The following is a 22,996-nucleotide window of genomic DNA, read 5'->3' as shown; positions in this document are numbered from 1 at the left end:
CAGAAAGGCTAACCCGCCGCGACCAACGGCAACCCAGAAAACCCTACCCGGGGTGGGGCCGAATCAAACGACAAACCCGGGGCCAAATCAACTTGCTATTCCCACGCAGACACGTTCGGGCTTTTACTCGCGGTTCGCGATCTCGGCGAGCGAATCGTCATGCGAGTCACTTTTGCTTGATTACGTCGGGTCTGCTGCACGTTTAGGCGTAAGTTGTGACCTCACCTATCAGTGCAGCAGACCCAGGCGCGGGGCATCAATGAGTGGTGCCGCGGTAGAAGTTTTCTTGGCCACGCGCTCAATCGCTCCCGACACTGTTCTGTGAAAGCGTGCCGTTTGGCTCTATTTGCGACGCTGCCTCAGAGCTGGGTTGAGGTGGACAGCAGCGATCAAGATAATCGTCCAGTAGCGCCATCTGAGCCCGCATGAGCGCCGGATCGGCGCGATAGTGAACCCGCTTACCGGTGCGCGTAGCCGTGACGAGACCCCCTTTGTGCATGATGGCCAGCTGTTCAGAGGCCGTTGACTGCCCGATTCCGCAATTCTCGGCGACTTCGCCCACGGTGAGCGCTTCCCTCGCTGCAAACTCAAACAGAATCGATTGTCGTGTTTCGCTCCCGAGCGCTTTGAGGAAAGCCTGGGTCTCTGGGGGAAACAGCGTGCGCGTCATGCTTTAACCATAGGTTCATATCATCATATCGGAATTTAACGATATGATCGGACGATGACGACCTGAACCCTCATCATTGGTGCTGGCCAAGCAGGCCTTGCCGCAGCCCACCGCCTCAGCACAGCCGGGCAGGATTTCATCGCCCTCGACGCCGCGCCACGCCCCGGCGGTTCCTGGCCCCGCTACTACGACTCGCTCACGCTTTTCTCTCCCGCACGCTTCTCGACACTCCCCGGGCTCGCACACTCGGGAAACCCCGAGCGCTACCTGCACCGCGACGAGATGGTGGCCTACCTCGGCGACTATGCGCACTCACTGGACGCCGACATCCGCTACGGACAGACGGTCGACACTCTTGATCGCGACAACGACGGATTCACCGCCCGTGGATCCGGCTTCACAATTGAAGCCACCCATCTGATCATGGCGACGGGCAGTTTCGACTCCCCCTACATCCCGCCTCTCCCCCGTGCCCACGAGTTCAGCGGTCAGATACTTCACTCGGCCGATTACGTTTCACCTCACCATTTTGCCGGAACACAGGTAGCAGTAGTGGGCGCCGGAAACTCGGCGGTTCAGATCGCGACTGAGCTATCTGCCGTCGCTGATGTGACTGTATGCTCTCGCCGACCAGTGCACTGGCAGGCCCAACGGTTGTGGGGCCGAGACAATAATTGGTGGCTCAGCCGCAGCGGTCTCGATACGTCGAAATTCTTCGCTCAGCGCCTCGGAGCAGGTGTTCCCGTGATTGACGACGGCACCTACCAACGGGCATTTCGTGAGGGGCGCGTGCAGTGGCGACCACTGTTCGACCGAGTGGACACCGCGGGCGTGCACCATGCTGATGGCAGCGTCAGCACACCCGACACCATCATCTTCGCGACCGGTTATCGGCCGCACCTTCCTTTACTCACGTCGATCCTCCCCCACGTTGAAGCGACGACGCCGAGCCATCGCAACGGCGTCTCGACTGTCGACCCTCAACTCGGATTCGTGGGATCGGAACGTCAACGCTCGTTCTCGTCTGCCACCGTTCGCGGAGTTGGCGCCGACGCCCTCGCCACGGTGCGGGGATTGAAACTGATGGAGAAGCCGAGCGCTCGCTCCAGGTACTATGCCCACTAGCCTGTGAGCATGACGCCTCCCGCTACTGCCACTGACCGAGTCGCCCACTTTTCGAGCAAGCTCGATTTCGAAACTGACGCCTCGGATGTCGGGAGCGCGATCGAGGCAAACGCGCGCTTCGTTCTGATCGACTCCCGTGGCGATGCGGCGTGGAATCAGGGCCGTGCAGTCGGTACCGTACACATGCCGACTGCCGAGATCCGCGCCCGCGCCGGCGATGAGGTTCCCCTCGATATGCCCGTCGTCGTTTACTGCTGGGGACCCGGGTGCAATGGTGGCAACAAAGCTGCTCTGGAATTCGCCAAACTCGGTTACGAAGTGCGCGAAATGATCGGCGGCTTCGAGTATTGGGCTCGCGAAGGATACCCGGTCGTCGACAAGAACGGCCCCGTGCGTCGCGCGAAAGATCCGCTCACCGCGCCAGTCTCAGCAATCAACTGCGAGTGCTGAACGGTAGCACTGCCTTACAGAGGTACTAGGCACCGTAAGAAGATTGCGTACTACAACACCCCTAGTGCGCGTCGCGCGAGTGCGAATCTAAGAACTCGTAGAGCTCGCGGTCATCCACACCAGGAAATGTTCCTGATGGCAGCGGCGACAGGATGTGCGCGTGCAACTTGGCGCTCGACCAAGCGTTGCCGGCCCAGCGGTCACGCAAATCATCCTCCGGCTTACGGCAGCACGTCTCATCGGGACAGGTGGATGCTCGACGGTTGTCGGTCGCGCGGCCGCGAAACCATTTCGAGTGCGAGAACGGCACCCCGATGGTGATGGAGAACTCTTCGGCATCCGTCGTTCCCGTTTGGGTGGATTCGAAGAAGCTGCCATCGGGGGTGTCGGTGTACTGGTAAAACTCCGTGGTGCGGTTGGTGCGCGTGAATGCGGTTCGAGCGCTCCAGTTGCGGCACACAAACTGACCTTCAGCCGAGCCAGTGACATCCACCGGCAAGCGCAGGCCGTCATTTTCGTACGCTTTGTAGACGGCGCCGTCATCGCCAACGCGCAAGAAGTGCGTCTCGAGGTCGAGGTGTGAGGTCGCGAGGTTAGTGAATCGCAGCGCGGCAGCCTCGTGGGTGACACCGAAAGCATCCCGAAAATCTTCGACAGCGATATTGCGCTGCGCTTTGGCATCGCTCAAGAACTCAACTGACTGCTTCAAGGGCATGAGAACAGCGGCCGCAAAATAGTTGATCTCCAGTCGCTGATGCAAGAACTCGGCGTAGCTTGTCGGCTCGGTGTGGCCAAGCACTCGGTGCGCCATCGCCTGCAGCGCCATCGACCGCAGTCCGTGACCACCAGGGATCGATGCCGGCGGCAGGTAGATGCGACCGTGTTTGAGGTCGGTAACGGAACGCGCAGAATGCGGCAAATCGTGCACGTGCACGAGTTCGAAGCCCAACGATTCCGCCATCAGACTGACAGCACGGTGCGTGAGCGCCCCCGTCGTGTGGTTGCCGGCGAGAGTCAGCTTTTCGGCTTCCGCTTCAAGATCGGGCAAGTAGTTGTCGACAGTGCGCATCTGCTGGCGCAGCTCAGTGTTGGCTCGGCGCGCCTCCTCAGGAGTGGCAATTGCCTTGCGTGAACGAGTGGCCAATTCGTGGTGCAACCCAACGATCGCCTCAAGCGTTTCATCGGGAATGCCCTTCGACGGCCGAATCTTGGGCAATCCCAACGAGGCATAGATGGTGCTGCGCTGCACCCGATCCAGCTCGATCTCTAACGCCGCACGCTTCGTGGGTGGTGCCTCATCAAGCAGATCAGCCAATTGGATGTCCGTGGCCGAAGCAATTGCCGAAAGCAGGGTCAATCGTGGTTCGCGTCGTCCATTCTCCATCAGGGAGAGCTGACTGCCCGCGACGCCCACACGATCCCCCAGTTGGTCGAGGGTGAACCCCGCCGTGGTGCGGAAATGTCGGATGCGTTGCCCTAAAGTCACAAGATCATTCACAGGTTCACTATAACTAAAGAACACAGATTCTTTTCAGTCGAATCCTCCGTAACGCACAGAAAAGTAGGCCACCATCGAATAAGAACAGTTTTTTCACCACTACACACTTCAGCGGAAGGTAGAAATGAGCATCGCCGAGATGACAAAGACACACTTCTCCGCACCCGACGGAACACACCACAGCGTTGTTGCTTGGGTGGAAGAGATCGCCACCCTCACCCAGCCGGACGACATCATCTGGTGCATCGGCAGCGTCGAAGAGGCCGACCGACTCGCTGACGAAATGGTCGAAGCCGGAACGCTTACTCGACTCAACGACGAGTACCGCCCCCACAGTTTTCTCGCACGTAGCGACCCCAGCGATGTTGCACGCGTAGAGTCACGCACCTTCATCTGCTCGGTGAAAGAAGAAGACGCCGGCCCCTCAAACAACTGGGCGCCTCCCGCAGAAATGCGCGACACTCTCGACAGTCTCTTCGTGGGCAGCATGCGCGGTCGCCAGATGTACGTCGTTCCGTTCTCCATGGGGCCGCTTGGCTCCCCGCTCGCCAAAATTGGAGTGCAAGTCACCGACTCCCCCTACGTCGTCGTGAGCATGGGCATCATGACGCGAATGGGCACCGCTGTTCTCGAATCGATTGATGACTCCACCGAATGGGTGCGCGCCATCCACAGCGTTGGAGCACCGCTCGCCGCTGGCGACACTGATGTGCCGTGGCCCTGCAACCAGACCAAATACATCAGCCACTTCCCCGAGACTCGCGAGATCTGGTCATTCGGTTCCGCCTACGGCGGCAACGCGATTCTCGCGAAGAAGTCTTTCGCGCTTCGCATCGCCTCGGTGATCGCTCGTGACGAAGGCTGGCTTGCTGAGCACATGCTCTTGCTCAAGCTCACCAACCCGCGCGGTCGGGTCTTCCACATCGCAGCGGCATTTCCCAGCGCCTGCGGCAAGACCAACTTGGCCATGCTGAAGCCGACAATCCCCGGCTGGAAAGCCGAAACGATTGGCGACGACATTGCGTGGCTCGGCAAGGGAGCTGACGGCCGACTACGCGCTATCAACCCTGAGGCAGGCTTCTTTGGAGTGGCACCCGGCACCGGAAACGCCACCAACGAGACCGCCATGGAGACCATCTGGGGCAACACCGTCTTCACTAACGTCGCGCTGAAAGACAACGGCGACGTGTGGTGGGAAGGCATGACGGATGAGGCGCCTGAGCACCTCATCGACTGGGAAGGCAACGACTGGACGCCAGAATCTGGCAGCCCTTCGTCACACCCGAACTCACGTTTTACTGTGGCTGCAGCACAATGCCCCACCATCGCAGATGACTGGGAGTCACCACAGGGCGTCGTCATCGACGCAATAATCTTCGGCGGTCGCCGCGCGACCAACGTGCCGCTAGTGGTGGAGGCACGAGATTGGGAGCATGGTGTCTACCTGGGCGCCACTATCTCATCTGAGCGGACGGCGGCTGCCGAAGGCACTATTGGCGAACTGCGGCGTGACCCGTTCGCCATGATGCCTTTTTGCGGATACAACATGGCGGATCACTGGGCGCACTGGCTCTCAGTGGGGCAGAATCTGCGCACTTCGGGAACCGTGCCTCGCATTTTCCAGGTGAACTGGTTCCGCAAGGGAGCGGATGGATCATTCCTCTGGCCGGGCTTTGGCGAGAACTCGCGCGTGCTCGAATGGATCCTTGAGCGCGTCGACGGCCAGGTTGCTGCTAGCGAAAGCGCCCTCGGGTTGCTTCCGCGCGACGGCGACCTCAACATCGACGGTCTCGAGCTCAGCGATGAGACTATGGCGCAGCTCTTCGCGATCGACGCCGACTCATGGCTTGCCGAAGCCGCATCCACTGAAGAGTTCTTCGCAACTTTCAATGGTCGCGTACCCGCCGCAGTGACTCGCCAACTTGAACAGTTGAAAACACGGCTCCAAGGCTAACCAACGAAACCGCCTCGCCGTTCGTCTTTAGTAGTGTGACCACAATTGCGCTAACTGTTGGCCATTCCTCGGCCACAATAGAGATGACGGCGAGGAGGGGCTCAGTGACTGAGACCGAAAACACCCCTGCCCGATGGGAAGACGTGGTCACGCAACTCGTTGAAGAGCGAGGCCAAGCCTTGACGCGCTATGCGTACCTGATCTCCGGGAACAAAGAAGACGCATCCGATCTCGTGCACGACGCTCTCGTCAAAACCTTCGGTCGGCTGCGCAACGGGTTCTCGATCGCCAGCGCGGAAGCGTACGTGCGCCGTGCGATCCTCAACACTTACCTTGATCGCGGTCGGCGCATCAGTCGCTGGCGCAAGATTGCTCACCTCACTGCTGAGCCCGATACGCAGCCATCATCGGATGTCGACACCGAGACCCGGCTCGACCTCCAGTCTCAATTGATGAAGCTTCGACCGCGCGAACGAGCCTGCATCGTGCTGCGGTACTACGAAGACCTCAAAGTGGATGACATTGCCGAAACACTTCAGATTAGTTCAGGAGCGGTGAAGCGCTACTTGAGTGACGCACTCGCCCGAATGGCCGTGAGCTTGGATCGCGGCGAAACACACGACCTAGGGAGCCACCATGGTTGATGAAAACGAACTGCGCGCACACCTCTCTGCTGCTGAACATCCAGCAATTGACATTGATGCTGCTGCGGTAGTTTCACGCAGCAAGGCCCGGCGTCGTCCGCGCCAGTTGGCGGTGGGTGCTGTTGGAGTGCTTGCGGCAGCTTCTCTTCTCTTCGCGGGAGTCACTACGTTCCCTCGCACCGGTGAGCTCACTGCGGGCACTTCCGTGGCAGAGGATTCGGGCGTGCGCATGGATAGCGACGCCGGCGCAGACACTGCTGAGTCTTTTCTCGTGCCCGATGAGGGCGGGATTGCCGAGACGTGCGGCGCGATCATCCCGACCACCGCAGCGTCGCCCTATGGCCTCGCCATTGAGCTTGACATTGCCAGCCCGGTGACGGCATCCGGCAGCGCATTCGGCACGGTTCGACTGACGAACACCTCGCAGGCCGCAGTAATCGGAACCACGGCATCAGTGCCCGACGTGAATCTGACCCGTGACACGATATCGATCTCGCACAGCCCGGACGCACAGATTTTGTCGGTAGTCCCTGTGAACTTGCAGCCAGGCCAGAGCATCGAATTCGCCGTCTCCATCGCCATCTATGACTGCACGATGATTGATGCCGGCGGCATGATTGACCCCGGAATCTACACGGTCAGCACCTCTCTCGCCTTCGCGCCAACGGACCCCGAAGATGGTGACGCTGCCGAAGTTCGCAGCTCGCCGTCGACCATAGTGCTGCAGTAATCACACCTCGCTTCGCTAGACTCCTCGTGTCACTTTCGTCGTGAAGGAGCACCAGTGAAGGCTCGACTTGCTACCGTATTTGCGCTCGCTGTAGGACTCGCCGTCATGACCGCCAGCCCGGCACTTGCTGACGATCCCGTACGGCTCGACGGCGCCTACGTCATTGACGCTGCCGGGGTGCTCGACGGCAACGCTGGCGACGTGGTTGCGGCGCTCGATTCGCTGTATGAGCGGGCGGGCATCCAACTCTTTGTTGTCTATGTTGACGAGTTCACAAATCCCAACGTCCCGATCGACTGGGCGGATGCCACAGCAGACGCTAATGGGCTCGGCGATGGCGATCTTCTGCTCGCGGTCGCGGTTTCGCAGCGTCAGTATGCGCTGTCAGTTGCCGCTGATGTGCCCCTAACTGACGCCCAATTGAATGCGGCTGAAAGCGCCATCGAGGCGGAGCTGCGCAATGACAACTGGGGTCAAGCAGCTATCGCGGGAGCCGACTCGCTCGCGGGCGAGGCCTCCCCCGCATCATCCAGCGGAGGCGTCCCGGTCTTGCCGATTGTCGCAGGAGCCGCCGTAATCGGCGTTGGTGCCTATGCGATTTATCGGGTGCGCCGGCGTGGTCGTACAGGAGACAAAAAGACCCCAGCCGAGAGCGTCTCGCAAGAGGAGCTTGATCGTCGTGCCGGTAGCGCTCTTGTCGATTTGGATGATGCGCTCAAGACGAGCGAACAAGAACTCGGCTTCGCCGTCGCCCAGTTTGGCTCGGCCGCAACGGCGGGCTTTAAGGCGGCTCTCGCCGAGGCCAATACCGCTGTTGCGCAAGCGTTTCGCATCCGCCAGAAGCTTGATGACAGCGAGCCTGAAACTGCCGAGCAAAAGCGCGCGATGACGATCGAGATTGTCGAGCTGTGCGAGCATGCCGACGAGTTGTTGGATGCTCAGGCTGAGGCCTTCGACCAACTACGGCAGCTCGAATCGAATGCGCCGGCGGCGTTGGCCGAGACGTCTGCGCTGATCGCGACGGCCAGCAATCGGCTCCCCACAACGGAGAGCACCGTGAGCGCATTGACCACACGCTATGCGCCTTCGGCTCTCGATTCAGTGGCCGAGAATGTTGAACGCGCTCGCGCCTTGCTCTCGGCTGCCGTTGAGTCCTCCACGACGGCGAGCACAGCGATCGAGGCCCACAAGCACGGCGAAGCGGCCGTCGCCGTGCGCACCGGCCAGGCCCAACTCGGACAGGCAATCCAGCTCATGGATGCCGTAGATTCACTCACAACAGAGCTGCAATCAGCAGAAGGCAAGCTTGCAGCCGCAATCATTGATACGACTGGTGATATTGCCGCCGCACGCGCGCTGCCCCGCGACGACAGCTCTGTAGCGTTGCAGCCGCACATCGCGGCCGCCGAAGCGGCTCTCGCATCGGCGCAGGCCAACTCGAGCGATCCGGTCGCGAGCTTGAGCACCCTAGGCGACGCGAATGCTGCCCTCGAGACAGTATTCGTTGGGGTGCGCGATCAGCAGGTGGCGGTCGCGCAGGCGGCAACCCAATTGACTGCTGCTCTTGCCGGAGCACAGTCGCGGATCACGACTACCGCGCAATTCATTACGACTCGTCGCGGCGGTGTCGGTTCTGAGGCGCGAACGAGAATTAGCGAAGCCGACCGTCAGGTGAAGCAGGCGCTGGCGCTGCAAGCATCCGATCCGGTTACTGCTCTGACCCACGCACGACAGGCCGACCAATTGGCGGCGACGGCCTACAATCTTGCCCAGCGCGACGTCTCGCAATTCTCGACCGGAAGCGGTTCGGGCTCAGGCATGGGTGGGCTCGGCGGTTTCGGCGGCGCAGGCAGAGGCAGCTCGGGCGGCGACCTGCTCGGCGGACTCATTGGTGGCCTAATCGGCGGCAGCCTAGGTTCACGATCGTCACGATCAGGCCAAAACTCATCGTGGGGCGGCGGGTCGTGGGGCGGCGGCTCTGGGTCGAGCGGTTCACGATCTGGCGGTTCTCGATCCGGCGGCAGCCGCCGTTCTGGTGGAAGTTCTGGTCGCAGTGGTGGCGGTCGCAGTCGCGGCGGTAGATTCTAAGTACGGTTTGCTAGATAACACTCACGAAAGGCATATCGCATGGCAAAGCAGTCGATCCTCGGACGTATCTCACAACTACTGAAGGCGAATATCAACTCGATTCTCGACCAGGCTGAGGACCCCCAGTTGATGCTCGACCAACTAGTGCGTGATTACACAAACTCCATTGCGGATGCGGAGAGCGCCGTAGCTCAGACCATCGGCAACCTCCGGCTCATGGAGCAGGATCACATGGAAGATAGGAACGCAGCCGCAGACTGGGGCCGCAAAGCCCTCGCGGCCAGCAACAAAGCCGACGAACTGCGTGCGAGCGGCAATTCTGCCGACGCCGATAAGTTCGACAACCTCGCGAAGATCGCGATTGGTCGCCAAGTCTCGTCCGAAAATGAAGCCCGCGCCGTCGCACCCACGATTGCCTCGCAAACTCACGTTGTTGACCAACTCAAGAGCGGCCTCGACGGTATGCGGGCAAAGCTCGGCGATCTGACCTCCAAGCGCGACGAACTCGTTGCTCGCTCAAAGACTGTCGAAGCTCAGTCACAAGTTCACGATGCTCTCAAGTCGATTGACCTGCTCGACCCCACGAGTGACCTCGGTCGCTTCGAAGACAAGATTCGACGCGAAGAAGCCAAGGTTCTTGGGCAGCAAGAGTTGGCAGCATCCAGCCTCGACGCTCAGTTTGAAGGTCTCGAAGACTTGGGCAAGCAGGGCGAAGTTGAGGCACGCTTGGCAGCTCTCAAGTCGGGCGGCACGAAAGCCGTTACGGCTGGCGAGTAGTTCGCACGCGAAATCCAACGAATGACGATTAACTATGTTGTCGTTCCACAGTGGCAAGGTTCGGGGTCTTCTCGCGCAATGCAACTCGTGGACGGTGCCGAGGCCATTCGGGGCGATCTTCCCTCCGCATCGACTCGCACCGTAGACGTTCCCCTTGAAGCTGGCGACCACCAAGGTACGGGCGTTCATCGTCTGAGTTCGTTGCTTCTGGTGCGCGAACGAGCTCTTCGGACTTATGCCGCTGACCCCGCAACCCATGTGACGATTGGCGGAGATTGCGGTGTTGAGCTTGCCGCCATCGAACATGTCAGCCCCAGCGCGCCCGCCGTGGTGTGGATTGACGCGCACCCCGACCTGCACACTCCAGAATCAAGCCCGTCTGGCGCGTTCACCGGGATGGTGTTGCGGACGCTTCTCGGTGACGGGCCCGCAGCACTCGTGCCCGGGCATCCACTCAGCGCAGATCACGTGATTCTGGCAGGTGTGCGCTCGGCCGACCCTGAGGAAGATGCGTACATTCAGGATGCCGGCATCCGTTTGATCGGCGCTATTGAGTTCTCCCCTGAGGCAATTCTCGAAGCGATCGCCGCGACAGGCGCGGACTCCGTGTATCTGCACATCGACCTCGATGTGCTCGACCCTGCCGACTTCGCAGGGTTGGGTTCGCCAGTGCCGTTCGGGATCTCGCCCGTACTTCTCGCGGAGACGATCCGTGCGGTGGTGGCAAAGTATCCACTCACTGGCGCCGGAATCACCGAGTTTGCTCCGGCATCCGTCAGTCAGGCAGCGGATGATCTGCCGACCATTTTGCGGTTGATCGGCGCAATTACTTCTGCACGCTAGGGCACAGATCGTTCAGCATCCAGCGACACCGCCGCGCCCGCGTCGTAGTCTGGGAACATGACTGATCTCAGCACCAGTACCGCCAAAGTGACCGTGGAACGAGACGGCCACGTCTTGCTTATCGGGCTCAATCGAGTCGACAAACGCAATGCCGCCGACATGGAGATGTTGCAGCAGCTAGCGCTTGCGTATGGCGAACTAGAACGGGATCCAGAATTGCGCGCCGGTTTTGTGTTTGCGCACGGTGAGCACTTCACTGGCGGCCTTGACCTGGCCGACATCGGGCCGCGGATCGGCACCGAGGGACTCGACATGGTTCCCGAGGGCGGATTCAACCCGTGGCAGGTTTCGGGCGAGAAGCTCTCCAAGCCCGTCGTGATCGCTGTGCAGGGAACCTGCCTCACTCTCGGCATTGAACTCATCCTCGCTAGTGACATTGCCGTCGCCGCCGACTCGAGCGTCTTTGGACAGGTAGAAGTTTCGCGCGGCATCCTTCCGTTCGGCGGAGCGACTATTCGTTTTCCCCGGCAGGTGGGATGGTCGAACGCGATGCGGTGGATTCTTACCGGTGACAGCTTTGATGCTGCCGAAGCCCACCGCATGGGGATGGTGCAAGAAGTAGTGCCGCATGGCCAACAGTATGCGCGTGGGCTTGAGCTTGCCCAGCGCGTAGCGGCCCAGGCGCCGCTCGCCGTACAGGCCGCGTTGACGAACGCAAACATTGCGGTTCGGGATGGCGACGCTGCCGCAGAGGCTGCCCTGCAGCCCGAATTAGTCGCCCTCGCCCAGAGCGAAGATTCCCGAATCGGCATGCAAGCATTCATGACTCGAACAACCGCATCGTTTATCGGAAAGTAGGAAGAACCATGGCTGAGAACACTTGGGATGTCATTGTTATTGGCGCCGGCGCCGTCGGCGAAAACGTCGCTGACCGGGCCGTGCAGGGCGGCCTGAGTGTCGCACTCGTTGAGAGCGAACTCGTCGGCGGCGAGTGCTCATACTGGGCGTGTATGCCCTCGAAGGCACTCATTCGCAGCGGGCTCGCCCTGCGCGCAGCCCAGCGCGTAGGCGGTGCAGCTGAGGCCGTTACTGGCAATATTGATGTCGCCGCGCTGCTCGCACGTCGCAACACCTTCACCAACAACTGGGATGACGCCGGCCAAGTTCGTTGGGTTGAGAAAGCTGGCATCGACCTCCGCCGTGGCCACGCGCGCCTCGACGGCCCCAAACGAGTCACCGTCACCGACGACAATGGCGAAATTTCAACGCTGACTGCTAACCATGCTGTGGTCGTCGCCACCGGATCCGACCCGAAGCTCCCCAACATTTCTGGGCTCATCGACGCAGAACCGTGGACACCACGCGAAGCGACCTCAGTCAAAGAAGTTCCCGAGTCACTTGCCATCATCGGTGGCGGCGTAGTCGGCGTTGAAATGGCGACCGCCTACCGCGATCTTGGTGCCGAAGTGATCCTCTTCGCCCGCAGCGGACTGCTCAACGGTCAAGAAGACTTCGCCGGTGACATGGTTGCGAAAGCGCTCCGTGAGCGCGGCGTCACCATCGTCAAGGCGTCCCCCACGCGCATCAAACGCACCAGCCATGGAATCGACATCGACACCGAGACGGAGAGCTTTACGGCATCCGAAATTTTGGTGGCGACAGGTCGCACCGCTCGCACCACCGACATCGGCCTCGAAACTGTTGGGCTGACTTCCGGAGACTGGCTGTCAGTTGATGACACGATGCTCACGCACGGCACCGACTGGCTCTACGCCGTCGGTGACGTCAACCACCGGGCGCTGCTCACCCACCAAGGCAAGTATCAGGCGCGTGCAGCCGGCGACGTGATCGTCGCACGGGCAACAGGCGAACCAGTGTCAGACGCACCCTGGGGAGCCCATGTTGCGACCGCCGATCACTGCGCCGTTCCCCAAGTTACGTTCACGGACCCCGAAGTCGCTTCGGTGGGCATCATGTCTGAGGATGCCGAGAAGCATGGCATTGACGCGCAGGTCGTTGACTACAACTTGGGCTGGGTCGCCGGCGCGAGCCTGCAGGCAGACAACTATGAGGGTCAGGCACGACTCGTAATCGACCGCGAACGTCACGTCATTGTTGGCGCTACCTTTGTCGGCCAGGATGTTGCCGAGCTGCTGCATTCAGCAACGATCGCCATCGTCGGCGAAGTTCCGATCGCACGCCTCTGGCACGCTGTTCCGTCGTACCCGACGATCAGCGAAGTGTGGCTGCGACTGCTGGAGACCATCGGGCGCCCGTAGCGGCAGCGGCTGAGCCAGCGAAGGTTCGACACGAAGCGGCGTTACGAAATGAACGGATCAATAACGTGAGCAATTCGAGAGGTGCGCGGTTAGGGCGTGCGATCGCGCATGCCGAGCACAACCCTCGAGTGCAACAAGTGATGTTGCATCCGTCACTAACGCGACCCGGCTACTGGTTTGCTACGGTATCCGGGCTGCTCTGGGGTGGTGTGCTGAGCCGAGGTCGAGTGCACTCACGCGGAGGCGTGTTGGTAGCGTCGCCACTTCCGAAGTGGGCTTTTGGCCGTGGCGGCACAACAATTGGCGCTGTCTTTCTGACGGGCGGCAATGCGAGCGATGCCGTGCTCGAACATGAAGCTGTGCATCGCGAGCAGTGGCGTCGCTATGGATTGTGGTTCATTCCGCTCTACCTGCTAGCTGGGCAAAACCCGTTGACCAATCGATTCGAGATCGAGGCCGGGCTTGAGCGTGGCGGGTATGTGCGGGGCCGGTCGGCGCGCACGCCGAAAAAGTAGCGAGACAACACTGTGGCGTGGCCGGAATACTGACGCGCAATTGAGAGGCGCCGGCCCGGTCTAGTTGGAGCTGAGCAGTCGCGCAGGACCCTGATGGGCAACCCAGGCGTAAACGGTGCTCTCGCCGAAAGCGCTCACCGGAAGCATTTCGCTCAACCACGCATCTACCGATCGCGCAACGCTTTGGCCGCGCTCGCGCAGCAACCAGCACACGCTAAAACGGCCGGGAGCCGCCAGCTGTTGGATGTCATCGGCCGAGTCGACTTCGATGAAAACTTGACCACGGGAGCGAGCGGGCAGGCTCGCAAGGATCATCGCAATAGTCTCGATCGAGTTCTCGTCTCCCGCGAGCAGTACGCGGTCTGCCGACTGGGGATGCCAAGCAATCTGTGGGGTGAAGAGTTCGGGAAACATGTACTCCCAGTATAGGCATGCCTAACCTAATGTGAACAGCGCTCTCGGCTGATTGCCTGGGCCCCACAAGCGGCTCCGAGAATATGCGCAACGGTCTCATTACGGGAGTTGCTGACCAAGCTGCTTCCGTTCGCACACGCGACCGACTCAAGAAGCTGCATTGCGGTCGAGTAAGTGAGGTAAGGGCCTCGAACTGCTCGCCACGGGTGTGCTGATGATCAGCACCATGAAGGCAGGCTCCGACCTCTTCGGCGGCGGCGTTGTCGGTCTCGACTCCTGGGACTCCCGCGAAGTCGGCGCAGCCACCTTCGCCTGCAACGGGCTACTCGTGGATTCGTCGCACCGTGTTGTGGTCAGCGTCGAGCACTCGGCCGCTGGGGCTTAGCAGTACTGATAACGTACGCAAGTTGTCAACGTCGGCTTCTCAGTACGCTGCGCCTTAGCCAGGCAATCGCGCCACGCCCCCACCCTTGTCTCGACGTCGAAGCTTCATCCCTTTCATACTCGAGTAGTGACTGAAGCATTTCTGAAAGCGGAATGCCATCCAAGTTCGCAAGCCCCATTTTAGGCAGCCATTCAGGCCGTATATACAGTCGAAGGCGTCGCTCAAGCTCGGCGGGATCCGGGCCTGATCCCGATCGAATTGCCAACGAGACGACCTCCCCCCGAGCACTTAGTTCAAGGCGTCGGCCCTCACTGTCGAACGCCTCCAGGACGCCTTCTCTAGCATCTATCGTCTCCACCTCAAGGCACGTCATCTCGATGGTCGGGTAGATCAAAAGCTCACCCAAGTCATCGATTACGATCGGAGGAACTGGTTCAGTAATCAAAATCTCTCCCAAAAAGACCTATCATTCTTCATTTTCGCCCAAGGCCTATGGCGTCCGATACCTTGACGATCATAAGTCCTTCCGTTCGCGTCGAGTCCTCGACGATGATAATGAGGATACCTGCCGATTGCATGCCTGGTGCGGTTTCCCAACAGCGCGATTCGGACGTTGTTCCCTATTTTGATCTCGCGGCCCGACATCACTCTGAGTCGAGCGGCCACGGAGCCGACGGATGCCGAGGGCGCGCTGACCGCACCTGCTGCTAGGCCGGTCCATACGGCGCCAAACGTGCAAAAGCCATTTGACTGGAATTCGGCCGCCGTATTTACCGTGCCTCCACCGCCAATCCTGTTCCGGATAAGACCTGTCAGGCTCGTCTCGCCCGCGAGTAAGCACCACCCGCATATCGTGACTGTGTCGCCAATTCCAATGAAGATACTCGCCACATTCATCCCGAACAGACCGCACGCCCACTGAGATCGAGCTGGTTGATCGGATCAGCCGGGTAGTCATACGCATTGGTGACCCCACCCTCGATCGGGTCCACCCCGAGGAACCTGCCCAACCCGGCAACATACTGTCTCGCACCCATCTCGATCGTTGCGATCGAACCCTGATGCTCATACAACTTCCGATGCGCACCTACGAAGGCGTAATCAGCGTCCCCTCCCGTCGTAACAGTAATCAGTGGTGATCGGGGTACCGGCATCCTTCACATCAGAGTACGACGTGCGGTTACCATTACGACCGGCAAGATCACTCGCACCCGCACCACACGTGGTGTCACCGAAACCATACGAGAGCACATGCCTCGGGATGACCGCCTCGGTCAAGCGACCAGCAGTATCGAAGGTGTAGGTCGAGGTTTCCGTTCGGGGATCCGCCACCCACGAATCCGACAGAGTGTTCTGAATGATTCGGCCCGACTGCGAACGCACCACAGAATCCGACACCACAGTGGCATCCGGAAAACCCAACTGAAACCAGTGCTAACACCTGCAAAATTGCGCGTGATGTTGCCCAGGCTGCGGCCGAAGGCGAACCCACCATCTACGTCAGCGGCGATAACGCTCCCTGCCGATCGTGCAGCAAATCGCAGACCGCTTCCCCGACATCAGCATCTCCGTGCTTTTCGCAGGTGCTGTTCGCGGGCGCAGCCCGCATCTTGGCCGTTGACCATGTGGTTGGCCTCCACACCGAAGGGTGGGAACGCTTCACCGAAACCCGTGCCGACCTCGAGGCCGCGTTCGCGGGGACCGGGTTGCTTGTGGAGACCCCGCCGGGGATTGCGGTAGAGATTGGGCGCTCGCACGTTCACTAGCGACTCTCTGCATCACTCGAGGCCAATAATCTGGGAATCCACCTGCTAGACGCCCAAAAAGACAAATACAACGCCCGCCGCGAGAACTAGCACCCCCAGCGCTCCCCAAATTACCGCGAAGACAACCGCTATCCGGTGCCACCTACGGTCGGGCATCTGGCGCGCAAACCAAGTCCAACCCAATTTCTCGAAACCCTCGCGACGCTTGCTCGCGAAAGTTTCTCGCTGGGTCCAAGCGTATGTGGCGGCAAACAGAAATATCATCCCGAGAAAAAGAAACGCTTGGGCATTAGTTGCCGGAATGGGAGCCCCCGCAGCTAGCGCTAGTCCGTCCATGACCATCCCACTCCTATAGAACATCCTCCACCGCCACCTACCGCACCGCCACCTTCACCATATATGGAAGGCGACCACGCCCAGTTGGTGTCGACGAATCCAAACCCTCCGCCGATAAATCCGCCCACTGGCCCCGCGGCTGCGCTGCACTGAACTCCCACTGATAGGCCCTCGCTCTTGTTGATCGAGCCGCCCGCAGTCCCGTAAACCCCGGCTTCAACGCCTCCGGAAACCGTGATCGCATTGAGGTTTCCATGATCATTCACAGTCCGGGTATATTCGCCGCACGCGAAGTAGCATCCCTTCAGCGCCGTGTCAGCACCGGCTGGGCTCCGGACTGGCCCTTTGGGCACCACCGGTTTCGGTTTTGCATATGGTCGCCATGGCGTGCGCCAAGTTTCTTGAAGTGTCGTTACCCCAGTGTTGGGTCCAAGGATTCTCTTCACAGGTTTGTTAGCCTTCCATAGAACAGCGGCAGATTTGCCAGTGCTTCTTGAGACACGATCGACGGAGTCCGCAGTGTACATTCCACTCAGATCGAGTTGATTGATCGGATCAGCCGGGTAGTCATAGGCGTTCGTCACCCCACCCTCAACAGGGTCCACCTCCAAGAACCTGCCGAGCCCGGCAACATACTGCCTGGCACCCATCTCGATCGTCGCGATCGAACCCTGATGCTCATACAACTTCCGATGCGATCCCACGAACGCGTAATCAGCATCCCCCGGCGATGTGTCCGTGACCGCGTCATCCGCAGTCTCCGTGCCAATGTCGCCGGTGACCGGATCGATGGGTTGACCGAACGGATCAAATGCAGCGCGTGCACCAACCCGGATACCGAGATGGTCGGTGAGGATGATCGAGTCACCATGCAGATTCGGGTACGACCACCGCGCATCCGCCCCCACCGGCAGAGAAAAACTCACCCCACCGGGCAATGACAGACTCTCCTCGATTAGAGTGCCGCTGCCGTCAAGAGCTCCGAACAAAGTCCCTCCGCCAAACGTGTAACGAATAACCTCCGCCGCCTCGCCCGGTGCCGTGGAGCTGCGCTGAACAATCCGCCCCGTCGCATCCCGCACATATTCGATTACGGTGCCGTCATCCAACACCGTCTTCATGTGCCGGTCAGCACCGTCATAGAACAGCTGCTGATCCGCCAACCGGGTCGTATTGCCATGCACGTCATACGTCAGACTCGCCGCACTCAGGTTCGTCGAGAGCAAGGCGTTTGCCCCAGCCGGAGCACCCGCCACCGCCGTCGACACCAACCAGTCAGACCCGTCATAACAGTAATCAGTCGTGCTCGGGGTGCCCGCATCCTTTACATCAGAGAACGACGTGCGGTTACCATTACGACCGGCAAGATCACTCGCACCCGCACCACACGTGGTGTCTGCGAAACCATACGACAACACATGCCTCGGGATGACCGCCTCGGTCAAACGACCGGCGGCATCGAACGTGTAGGTCTGGTGTGGGTTCGCGGATCGGCCACTTCCCCGACATCAGTATCGCGGTGCTCTTCGCGGGCGCTGCCCGCATCTCCGCGGTCAACGGCCCCGTCACCTTGACATCAGCGGATGCCGCAGAAGCCGCCCGACTTTGGGGCGTTCACCACGTGGTCGGCCTCCACACCGACGGGTGGGAACACTTCGCCGAAACCCGTGCCGACCTCGAGGCTGCGTTCGCTGGGACGGGGTTACTCGCGGATACGCCGCCGGGTGTTGCGGCGGGGGTTGGGCGCTCGCACGTTCACTAGCGACTTCCTGCAGCACTCGGGACCAATAATCGGGGCATCCACCCGCTAGATGCCCAAGAAGGCGAACACAACGCCGGCCGCGAGAGCCAGTACCCCCAGCGCTCCCCAAGTCACTGCGAAGAAGACTCCTATTCGACGCGTCCTCCGGTCGTCGGGCACGAGACGCGCAGCCCAATACCAACCCAATTTCTCGAAGCCTTCTCGACGCCTTCTCGCGAAATCGTCTCGCTGGGTCCAAGCGTATGCGGCGCCAACCAGAAATATCATCCCGAGAAAAAGAAACGCTTGGGCATTTGTTGCCGGAATCGGAGCCCCTGAAGCTAGCGCTAGTCCGTCCATGACCATCCCACTCCTATGGAACATCCCCCGCCGCCGCCTACTGCACCGCCACCTTCACCATACATGGAAGGCGACCACGCCCAGTTGGTGTCAACGAATCCAAATCCTCCGCCGACAAATCCACCTACTGGCCCCACGGCTATGCTGCACTGAATTCCTGCGGATAGTCCCTCGCTCTTGCTGATCGAACCTCCAGCAGTCCCGTAAACACCGAGTTCGAAGCCGCCGGAAGCTGTAATCGCGTTGAGATTTCCATGATCATTCAGAGTCCGGGTGTATTCGACACAGGCGAAGTAGCACCCCTTCACTGCTGTGTCGAAACCGGCTGGGCTCCGGACTGGCCCTCTGGGAAGCCCCGGTTTCGGTTTTACATTCGGCCGCCATGGCGTGCGCCAGGTTTCTTGAAGTGTCGTTACCCCGGTGGGCTCAAGGATTCTGTTCACCGGCTTGTTTGCCTTCCATAGAACAGCGGCAGATTTACCAGTGCTCCTGGAGACACGATCGACGGAGTCGGCTGTATACATTCCACTCAAGTCCCAACTGTTGATCGGGTCCGCCGGATAGTCATAAGCATTCGTCACCCCACCCTCAATTGGGTCCACCTCGAGGAACCTGCCGAGCCCGGCAACATACTGCCTGGCACCCATCTCGATCGTTGCGATCGAACCCTGATGCTCATACAGTTTCCGATGCGATCCCACGAAGGCGTAATCCGCGTCACCCGGAGACGTATCCGTGACCGCGTCATCCGCTGTCTCTGTGCCGATGTCGCCAGTGACCGGGTCGATAGGTTGCCCGAACGGATCAAACGCCGCCCGCGCACCAATGCGAACACCAACATGGTCAGTGAGGATGATCGAATCACCATGCAGATTCGGGTACGACCACTTCGCATCCGCACCCACCGGCAGTGACACACTCACCCCGCCCGGCAACGACAGTGTCTCTTCGATCAGCGCACCGGCACCATCCAGCACACCAAACAGGCCACCGGCAGCAAACGTATAACGAATAACCTCCGCAGATTCGCCCGGTGCGGTGGAGCTGCGCTGAACAATCCGCCCCGTCGCATCCCGCACATACTCGATCACGGTGCCGTCATCCAACACTGTCTTCATGTGCTGGTCGGCAGCGTCATAGAACAGTTGCTGATCAGCCAACCGGGTCGTGTTGCCATGCGCGTCATACGTCAGAGTTGCCGCACCCAGGTTTGTTGAGAGCAGGGTGTTTGCCCCTGCCGGAGCCCCCGCCACAGCCGTCGACAACAACCGGTCAGACCCGTCATAACAGTACCGAGTGGTGATCGGGGTGCCGGCATCCTTCACGTCCGAGAACGACGTGCGGTTACCGTTACGACCAGCAAGATCACTCGCCCCCGCACCACACGTGGTGTCACCGAAACCATACGTGAGCACATGCCTCGGGATGACCGCCTCAGTCAAACGACCCGCAGCATCGAACGTGTAGGTCGAGGTTTCCGTACGCGGATCAGCCACCCACGAATCCGACAGAGTGTTTCGGATAATCCGGCCCGACTGCGACCGCACCACAGAATCCGACACCACCGTGGCATCTGGGAAAACCCAACTGAAACCCGTACCCGCACCAGCCCCATTACGCGTGATGCTGCCCAGGCTGCTGCCGCTTGTGCAGCAAATCGCAGACCGCTTCCCCGACATCAACATCGCCGTGCGGTTCGCGGGCGCTGCCCGCATCTCCGCCATCAACGGCCCTCTCACCTTGACGTCAGCGGATGCCGCAGAAGCCGCCCGCATTCTGGGCGTTCACCACGTGGTCGACCTCCACACCGAAGGGTGAGAACACCTCACCGAAACGCGCGCCGACCTCGCAGCTGCGTTCGCGGGGACGGGGTTTCTCGTGGAGACGCCGCCGGGGGTTGCGGTGGGGGTTGGGCGCGCGGCGACTGGGCTGTAGCTGCAGCCATTTCCTCATCGGAAGGTCGATCTCTGCCGCCGAATCAGGAACCTTTGAGTCGAGTGCCCCGAAATTGAAGTGGACAACGACGCTCAGTCCACGCCACCCTAACTGTCGTGACGTCGCAGCTAACGCCAGTGCCGAGAGTCAGGAATGGATCGAACGTATTCCAGCGTTCAGAGCCCCGACGATCCTTGGCTTCTTGCATCGCGCGCGAAATTCCTTGCGGAAGGTGTCCAAACTGCCACGAGCGACACGAACGACACGAACGCTGAAAGCAGGCCCAGCGGGTCACGGTACCAGAAGAGAAGAACACAGCTCCAAACCGCAAACACGGTCACGAGCGTAGACGCCCACCGACTCCCACGTTTCAATCCTATTGCGGCAAAAACGGGCATCGCGACAGTGATGGCAAGAGTTATCACCAGAACCACAATAACGGCCGCTGCTCCGGGTTCAGTTGCTGCCGAGACCATCAACTGGGCGAAGTCTATTACGATTAGTCCTGCCCCAGCCACCATCCCCGCAATCGCAACAGTCGTCGTGAAAGGCAGTGACAGATAGTTCTTGGCCCGAAATTTTCTGTTCATGAGAAGCATCTTTACCTATGTTCCGAGCGGATAATGTGAAGCTGGGTAATGCAACGGTTCATTTCGCAGTCGACGATCCCAGTATGTCCACTCCGCATCTAACCACGTAGCAGTGTCTAGACCCAGCGCTCCCATAGCTTCTGCATTAAGCTCGCAACTTTTACCTTTAGAGACAGCGCACGTCGCTAGGATGGGGAAGACTCCTAGAGCAACCGGGCCGAACGTCGTCCATGTTTGCGAACAGTAGTAGTCACATCTAGCGGTCGTTGCTTCGTAATATACTTGACGGTCGATCCACTGGGGGTTCGTGTAGGCGTTGGTGTACAAGACCAATCCCTCACGCGCAATTGTTGTCGGCGGAACGTTCTTCCGGCCATCACCTACGGCGGCTCTCTTCACGGGCTGGTTGGCCTTCCACACTGCTTTGGCTGACGAGATCACACCCCGCTTCTTTCTGTCATTCAACACCCTTTCCAGAGAGTCAGCCGTGTACATCCCAGTCAGATCGAACTTGTTGATCGGGTCAGCCGGGTAATCATAAGCATTAGTCACCCCACCCTCGACAGGATCAACCTCTAAGAACCTCCCGAGCCCTGCAACATACTGCCTGGCACCCATCTCGATCGTCGCGATCGAACCCTGATGCTCGTAGAGCTTCCGGTGCGCACCGACGAACGCGTAGTCGGCGTCGCCGGGGGAGGTATCGGTGACGGCATCATCCGCTGTCACGGTACCAATGTCGCCGGCGACCGGGTCGATGGGTTGACCGAACGGATCAAATGCAGCGCGTGCACCAACCCGGATACCGAGATGGTCGGTGAGGATGATCGAATCCCCATGCAGATTCGGGTACGACCACTTCGCATCCGCACCCACCGGTAGTGACACGCTCGCGCCTCCCGGTAACGACAGAGTTTCCTCGATCAACGCGCCAGCACCATCCAGCACCCCAAACAGGCCACCAGCGGAGAACGTGTAACGGATAACCTCCGGCGACTCGCCGGGTGCGGTGGATGTGCGTTGAACAATGCGCCCCGTCGCATCCCGCGCATATTCGATCACGGTGCCGTCATCCAATACGGTCTGCAGGTGTCGGTCAGCACCGTCGTAGAACAGTTGCTGGTCAGCCAACCGGCTCGTGTTGCCATGCGCGTCATACGTCAGACTCGCCGCCCCCAAGTTGGTCGAGAGCAGGGTGTTTGCCCCTGCCGGAGCCCCGGCAACAGCCGTCGACAACAACCGGTCAGACCCGTCATAACAGTAATCAGTCGTGCTCGGGGTGCCGGCATCCTTCACATCAGAGTACGACGTGCGGTTACCGTTACGACCGGCAAGATCACTCGCGCCAGCACCACACGTGGTGTCACCGAAACCGTACGAGAGGACATGCCTCGGGATGACCGCCTCGGTCAAACGTCCGGCAGCGCCGAAGGTGTAGGTCGAGGTTTCCGTGCGCGGATCAGCCAGCCGCGTTTTGGGCGTTCACCACGTGGTTGGCTTCCACACCGAAGGCTGGGAGCACTTCGCCGAAACCCGTGCCGACCTTGAGTCTGCGTTCGCGGGACTGGCTTGCTCGTGGATACCCCGCCGGGGTTGCGTTGGGCGTTGGGCACGCCCCTGTCGGCGCCTAAGCGCAACTTATTCCCGCTTTCATTGCGCGGGACATGCGTCTAGCGTTGGGTCAAGCCGACGACGATGAGCACTACCCCAAGCGCTACGAAAATCGCCATAAGAACGACCCCGATTCTGAGAACGACTTCCTCAGATAGGCGACTTAGGCGCTTCACTTTAAAGGCGCGGATTGTCTCCACCATTGAAGCCGCCCACTTGTGACGAAACAAGAACTGACCAGATCCCATTAGCACGAGAACTATTCCAAAGATGACCAAATCCGAT

At 60.1% G+C, this 22,996-nt stretch carries 24 protein-coding genes; 15 read left to right on the top strand and 9 right to left on the bottom strand.

From position 1 onward, the window contains the following. Window positions 1-298: 298 nt before the first annotated feature. Complete coding sequence (locus tag ABD112_RS07425) at window positions 299-670, bottom strand: ArsR/SmtB family transcription factor (RefSeq protein WP_343924589.1); 372 nt, start codon at window positions 668-670, stop codon at window positions 299-301. A 72-nt stretch (window positions 671-742) separates the two neighbouring features. On the opposite strand from ABD112_RS07425, the gene ABD112_RS07420 reads away from it, so the two are divergent. Beyond that, window positions 743-1,795 (top strand): flavin-containing monooxygenase, encoded by a 1,053-nt coding sequence (locus ABD112_RS07420; protein ID WP_343924591.1) that lies wholly within the window; start codon window positions 743-745, stop codon window positions 1,793-1,795. A 9-nt stretch (window positions 1,796-1,804) separates the two neighbouring features. Next, complete coding sequence (locus tag ABD112_RS07415; RefSeq protein ID WP_343924588.1) at window positions 1,805-2,245, top strand: rhodanese-like domain-containing protein; 441 nt, start codon at window positions 1,805-1,807, stop codon at window positions 2,243-2,245. A 61-nt stretch (window positions 2,246-2,306) separates the two neighbouring features. Here the strand turns inward: ABD112_RS07415 and ABD112_RS07410 are convergent, their stop codons facing one another. Next, window positions 2,307-3,743 (bottom strand): helix-turn-helix domain-containing protein, encoded by a 1,437-nt coding sequence (locus tag ABD112_RS07410; RefSeq protein WP_343924586.1) that lies wholly within the window; start codon window positions 3,741-3,743, stop codon window positions 2,307-2,309. Between the two features lie 139 nt (window positions 3,744-3,882). Between ABD112_RS07410 and ABD112_RS07405 the strand changes: the two genes are divergently transcribed. The 9 genes from ABD112_RS07405 to ABD112_RS07365 all read left to right on the top strand — a co-directional run bounded on the left by ABD112_RS07405 (window position 3,883) and on the right by ABD112_RS07365 (window position 13,573). Beyond that, entirely contained in the window at window positions 3,883-5,697 is a 1,815-nt protein-coding gene (locus ABD112_RS07405; RefSeq protein WP_343924585.1) for a phosphoenolpyruvate carboxykinase (GTP), read from the top strand. 104 nt (window positions 5,698-5,801) lie between these two features. Beyond that, window positions 5,802-6,341, top strand: a complete 540-nt coding sequence (locus ABD112_RS07400) for a sigma-70 family RNA polymerase sigma factor (protein ID WP_343924583.1) — start codon at window positions 5,802-5,804, stop codon at window positions 6,339-6,341. Further along, entirely contained in the window at window positions 6,334-7,071 is a 738-nt protein-coding gene (locus tag ABD112_RS07395) for a hypothetical protein (RefSeq protein ID WP_343924581.1), read from the top strand. The genes ABD112_RS07400 and ABD112_RS07395 overlap by 8 nt, the downstream gene beginning before the upstream one ends. Window positions 7,072-7,125: 54 nt before the next feature. After that, complete coding sequence (locus ABD112_RS07390; RefSeq protein ID WP_343924579.1) at window positions 7,126-9,159, top strand: TPM domain-containing protein; 2,034 nt, start codon at window positions 7,126-7,128, stop codon at window positions 9,157-9,159. 39 nt (window positions 9,160-9,198) lie between these two features. After that, window positions 9,199-9,936 carry a PspA/IM30 family protein gene (locus tag ABD112_RS07385; protein WP_343924577.1) on the top strand — a complete coding sequence of 246 codons (738 nt, stop codon included), beginning with the start codon at window positions 9,199-9,201 and terminating at the stop codon, window positions 9,934-9,936. A gap of 21 nt (window positions 9,937-9,957) precedes the next feature. Next, on the top strand, window positions 9,958-10,779 hold the full coding sequence (locus tag ABD112_RS07380; protein ID WP_343924576.1) for an arginase family protein: 822 nt from the start codon (window positions 9,958-9,960) through the stop codon (window positions 10,777-10,779). Between the two features lie 57 nt (window positions 10,780-10,836). Continuing rightward, window positions 10,837-11,637 (top strand): crotonase/enoyl-CoA hydratase family protein, encoded by an 801-nt coding sequence (locus tag ABD112_RS07375; protein WP_343924575.1) that lies wholly within the window; start codon window positions 10,837-10,839, stop codon window positions 11,635-11,637. Window positions 11,638-11,645: 8 nt separating this feature from the next. Continuing rightward, window positions 11,646-13,058 (top strand): dihydrolipoyl dehydrogenase family protein, encoded by a 1,413-nt coding sequence (locus ABD112_RS07370; RefSeq protein ID WP_343924574.1) that lies wholly within the window; start codon window positions 11,646-11,648, stop codon window positions 13,056-13,058. Window positions 13,059-13,123: 65 nt separating this feature from the next. Continuing rightward, window positions 13,124-13,573, top strand: a complete 450-nt coding sequence (locus tag ABD112_RS07365) for a Rieske (2Fe-2S) protein (protein WP_343924572.1) — start codon at window positions 13,124-13,126, stop codon at window positions 13,571-13,573. A gap of 60 nt (window positions 13,574-13,633) precedes the next feature. Here the strand turns inward: ABD112_RS07365 and ABD112_RS07360 are convergent, their stop codons facing one another. Then, entirely contained in the window at window positions 13,634-13,987 is a 354-nt protein-coding gene (locus ABD112_RS07360; protein ID WP_343924570.1) for a siderophore-interacting protein, read from the bottom strand. Between the two features lie 214 nt (window positions 13,988-14,201). Between ABD112_RS07360 and ABD112_RS07355 the strand changes: the two genes are divergently transcribed. Further along, window positions 14,202-14,372: a hypothetical protein gene (locus tag ABD112_RS07355; protein WP_343924569.1), complete on the top strand. Its 171-nt coding sequence runs from the start codon at window positions 14,202-14,204 to the stop codon at window positions 14,370-14,372. An 893-nt stretch (window positions 14,373-15,265) separates the two neighbouring features. Here ABD112_RS07355 and ABD112_RS07350 read toward each other — a convergent pair. Together ABD112_RS07350 and ABD112_RS07345 are read right to left on the bottom strand one after the other, a co-directional pair. Further along, window positions 15,266-15,445 carry an RHS repeat-associated core domain-containing protein gene (locus ABD112_RS07350; RefSeq protein WP_343924567.1) on the bottom strand — a complete coding sequence of 60 codons (180 nt, stop codon included), beginning with the start codon at window positions 15,443-15,445 and terminating at the stop codon, window positions 15,266-15,268. A 28-nt stretch (window positions 15,446-15,473) separates the two neighbouring features. Next, entirely contained in the window at window positions 15,474-15,704 is a 231-nt protein-coding gene (locus ABD112_RS07345) for a hypothetical protein (protein ID WP_343924566.1), read from the bottom strand. Between the two features lie 251 nt (window positions 15,705-15,955). Between ABD112_RS07345 and ABD112_RS07340 the strand changes: the two genes are divergently transcribed. Then, window positions 15,956-16,138 (top strand): hypothetical protein, encoded by a 183-nt coding sequence (locus ABD112_RS07340; protein WP_343924565.1) that lies wholly within the window; start codon window positions 15,956-15,958, stop codon window positions 16,136-16,138. Window positions 16,139-16,461: 323 nt separating this feature from the next. Here ABD112_RS07340 and ABD112_RS07335 read toward each other — a convergent pair whose 3' ends face one another. Next, window positions 16,462-17,919, bottom strand: coding sequence for an RHS repeat-associated core domain-containing protein (locus tag ABD112_RS07335; protein WP_343924564.1), 1,458 nt, complete (start codon window positions 17,917-17,919; stop codon window positions 16,462-16,464). A 32-nt stretch (window positions 17,920-17,951) separates the two neighbouring features. Between ABD112_RS07335 and ABD112_RS07330 the strand changes: the two genes are divergently transcribed. Further along, window positions 17,952-18,236: a hypothetical protein gene (locus tag ABD112_RS07330; protein WP_343924563.1), complete on the top strand. Its 285-nt coding sequence runs from the start codon at window positions 17,952-17,954 to the stop codon at window positions 18,234-18,236. A gap of 326 nt (window positions 18,237-18,562) precedes the next feature. Here the strand turns inward: ABD112_RS07330 and ABD112_RS07325 are convergent, their stop codons facing one another. Continuing rightward, complete coding sequence (locus ABD112_RS07325) at window positions 18,563-20,071, bottom strand: RHS repeat-associated core domain-containing protein (RefSeq protein ID WP_343924561.1); 1,509 nt, start codon at window positions 20,069-20,071, stop codon at window positions 18,563-18,565. Between the two features lie 124 nt (window positions 20,072-20,195). On the opposite strand from ABD112_RS07325, the gene ABD112_RS07320 reads away from it, so the two are divergent. After that, a complete protein-coding gene (locus tag ABD112_RS07320) occupies window positions 20,196-20,393 on the top strand; it encodes a hypothetical protein (protein WP_343924559.1) in 198 nt (65 codons plus the stop codon). A 293-nt stretch (window positions 20,394-20,686) separates the two neighbouring features. Here ABD112_RS07320 and ABD112_RS07315 read toward each other — a convergent pair whose 3' ends face one another. Both ABD112_RS07315 and ABD112_RS07310 read right to left on the bottom strand, forming a co-directional pair. Next, window positions 20,687-21,100, bottom strand: a complete 414-nt coding sequence (locus ABD112_RS07315; RefSeq protein WP_343924557.1) for a hypothetical protein — start codon at window positions 21,098-21,100, stop codon at window positions 20,687-20,689. A 15-nt stretch (window positions 21,101-21,115) separates the two neighbouring features. Beyond that, window positions 21,116-22,513 carry an RHS repeat-associated core domain-containing protein gene (locus tag ABD112_RS07310; RefSeq protein WP_343924556.1) on the bottom strand — a complete coding sequence of 466 codons (1,398 nt, stop codon included), beginning with the start codon at window positions 22,511-22,513 and terminating at the stop codon, window positions 21,116-21,118. Window positions 22,514-22,996: the final 483 nt, after the last annotated feature.

Source organism: Rhodoglobus aureus (assembly GCF_039527955.1).
GTDB lineage: Bacteria > Actinomycetota > Actinomycetes > Actinomycetales > Microbacteriaceae > Rhodoglobus > Rhodoglobus aureus.
The sequence above is the reverse complement of the archived record's forward strand: the minus strand, read 5'-3'. Positions and strand labels throughout refer to the sequence as shown.

What these genes read in the sequence shown, in the direction of transcription:
- ABD112_RS07405 (WP_343924585.1), top strand. Translation starts at nt 3,883, where the DNA reads ATGACAAAGACACACTTCTCCGCACCCGACGGAACACACCACAGCGTT.
- ABD112_RS07425 (WP_343924589.1), bottom strand. Translation starts at nt 670, where the DNA reads ATGACGCGCACGCTGTTTCCCCCAGAGACCCAGGCTTTCCTCAAAGCG.
- ABD112_RS07380 (WP_343924576.1), top strand. Translation starts at nt 9,958, where the DNA reads ATGACGATTAACTATGTTGTCGTTCCACAGTGGCAAGGTTCGGGGTCT.
- ABD112_RS07395 (WP_343924581.1), top strand. Translation starts at nt 6,334, where the DNA reads ATGGTTGATGAAAACGAACTGCGCGCACACCTCTCTGCTGCTGAACAT.
- ABD112_RS07375 (WP_343924575.1), top strand. Translation starts at nt 10,837, where the DNA reads ATGACTGATCTCAGCACCAGTACCGCCAAAGTGACCGTGGAACGAGAC.
- ABD112_RS07355 (WP_343924569.1), top strand. Translation starts at nt 14,202, where the DNA reads ATGATCAGCACCATGAAGGCAGGCTCCGACCTCTTCGGCGGCGGCGTT.
- ABD112_RS07415 (WP_343924588.1), top strand. Translation starts at nt 1,805, where the DNA reads ATGACGCCTCCCGCTACTGCCACTGACCGAGTCGCCCACTTTTCGAGC.
- ABD112_RS07315 (WP_343924557.1), bottom strand. Translation starts at nt 21,100, where the DNA reads ATGAACAGAAAATTTCGGGCCAAGAACTATCTGTCACTGCCTTTCACG.
- ABD112_RS07360 (WP_343924570.1), bottom strand. Translation starts at nt 13,987, where the DNA reads ATGTTTCCCGAACTCTTCACCCCACAGATTGCTTGGCATCCCCAGTCG.
- ABD112_RS07370 (WP_343924574.1), top strand. Translation starts at nt 11,646, where the DNA reads ATGGCTGAGAACACTTGGGATGTCATTGTTATTGGCGCCGGCGCCGTC.
- ABD112_RS07385 (WP_343924577.1), top strand. Translation starts at nt 9,199, where the DNA reads ATGGCAAAGCAGTCGATCCTCGGACGTATCTCACAACTACTGAAGGCG.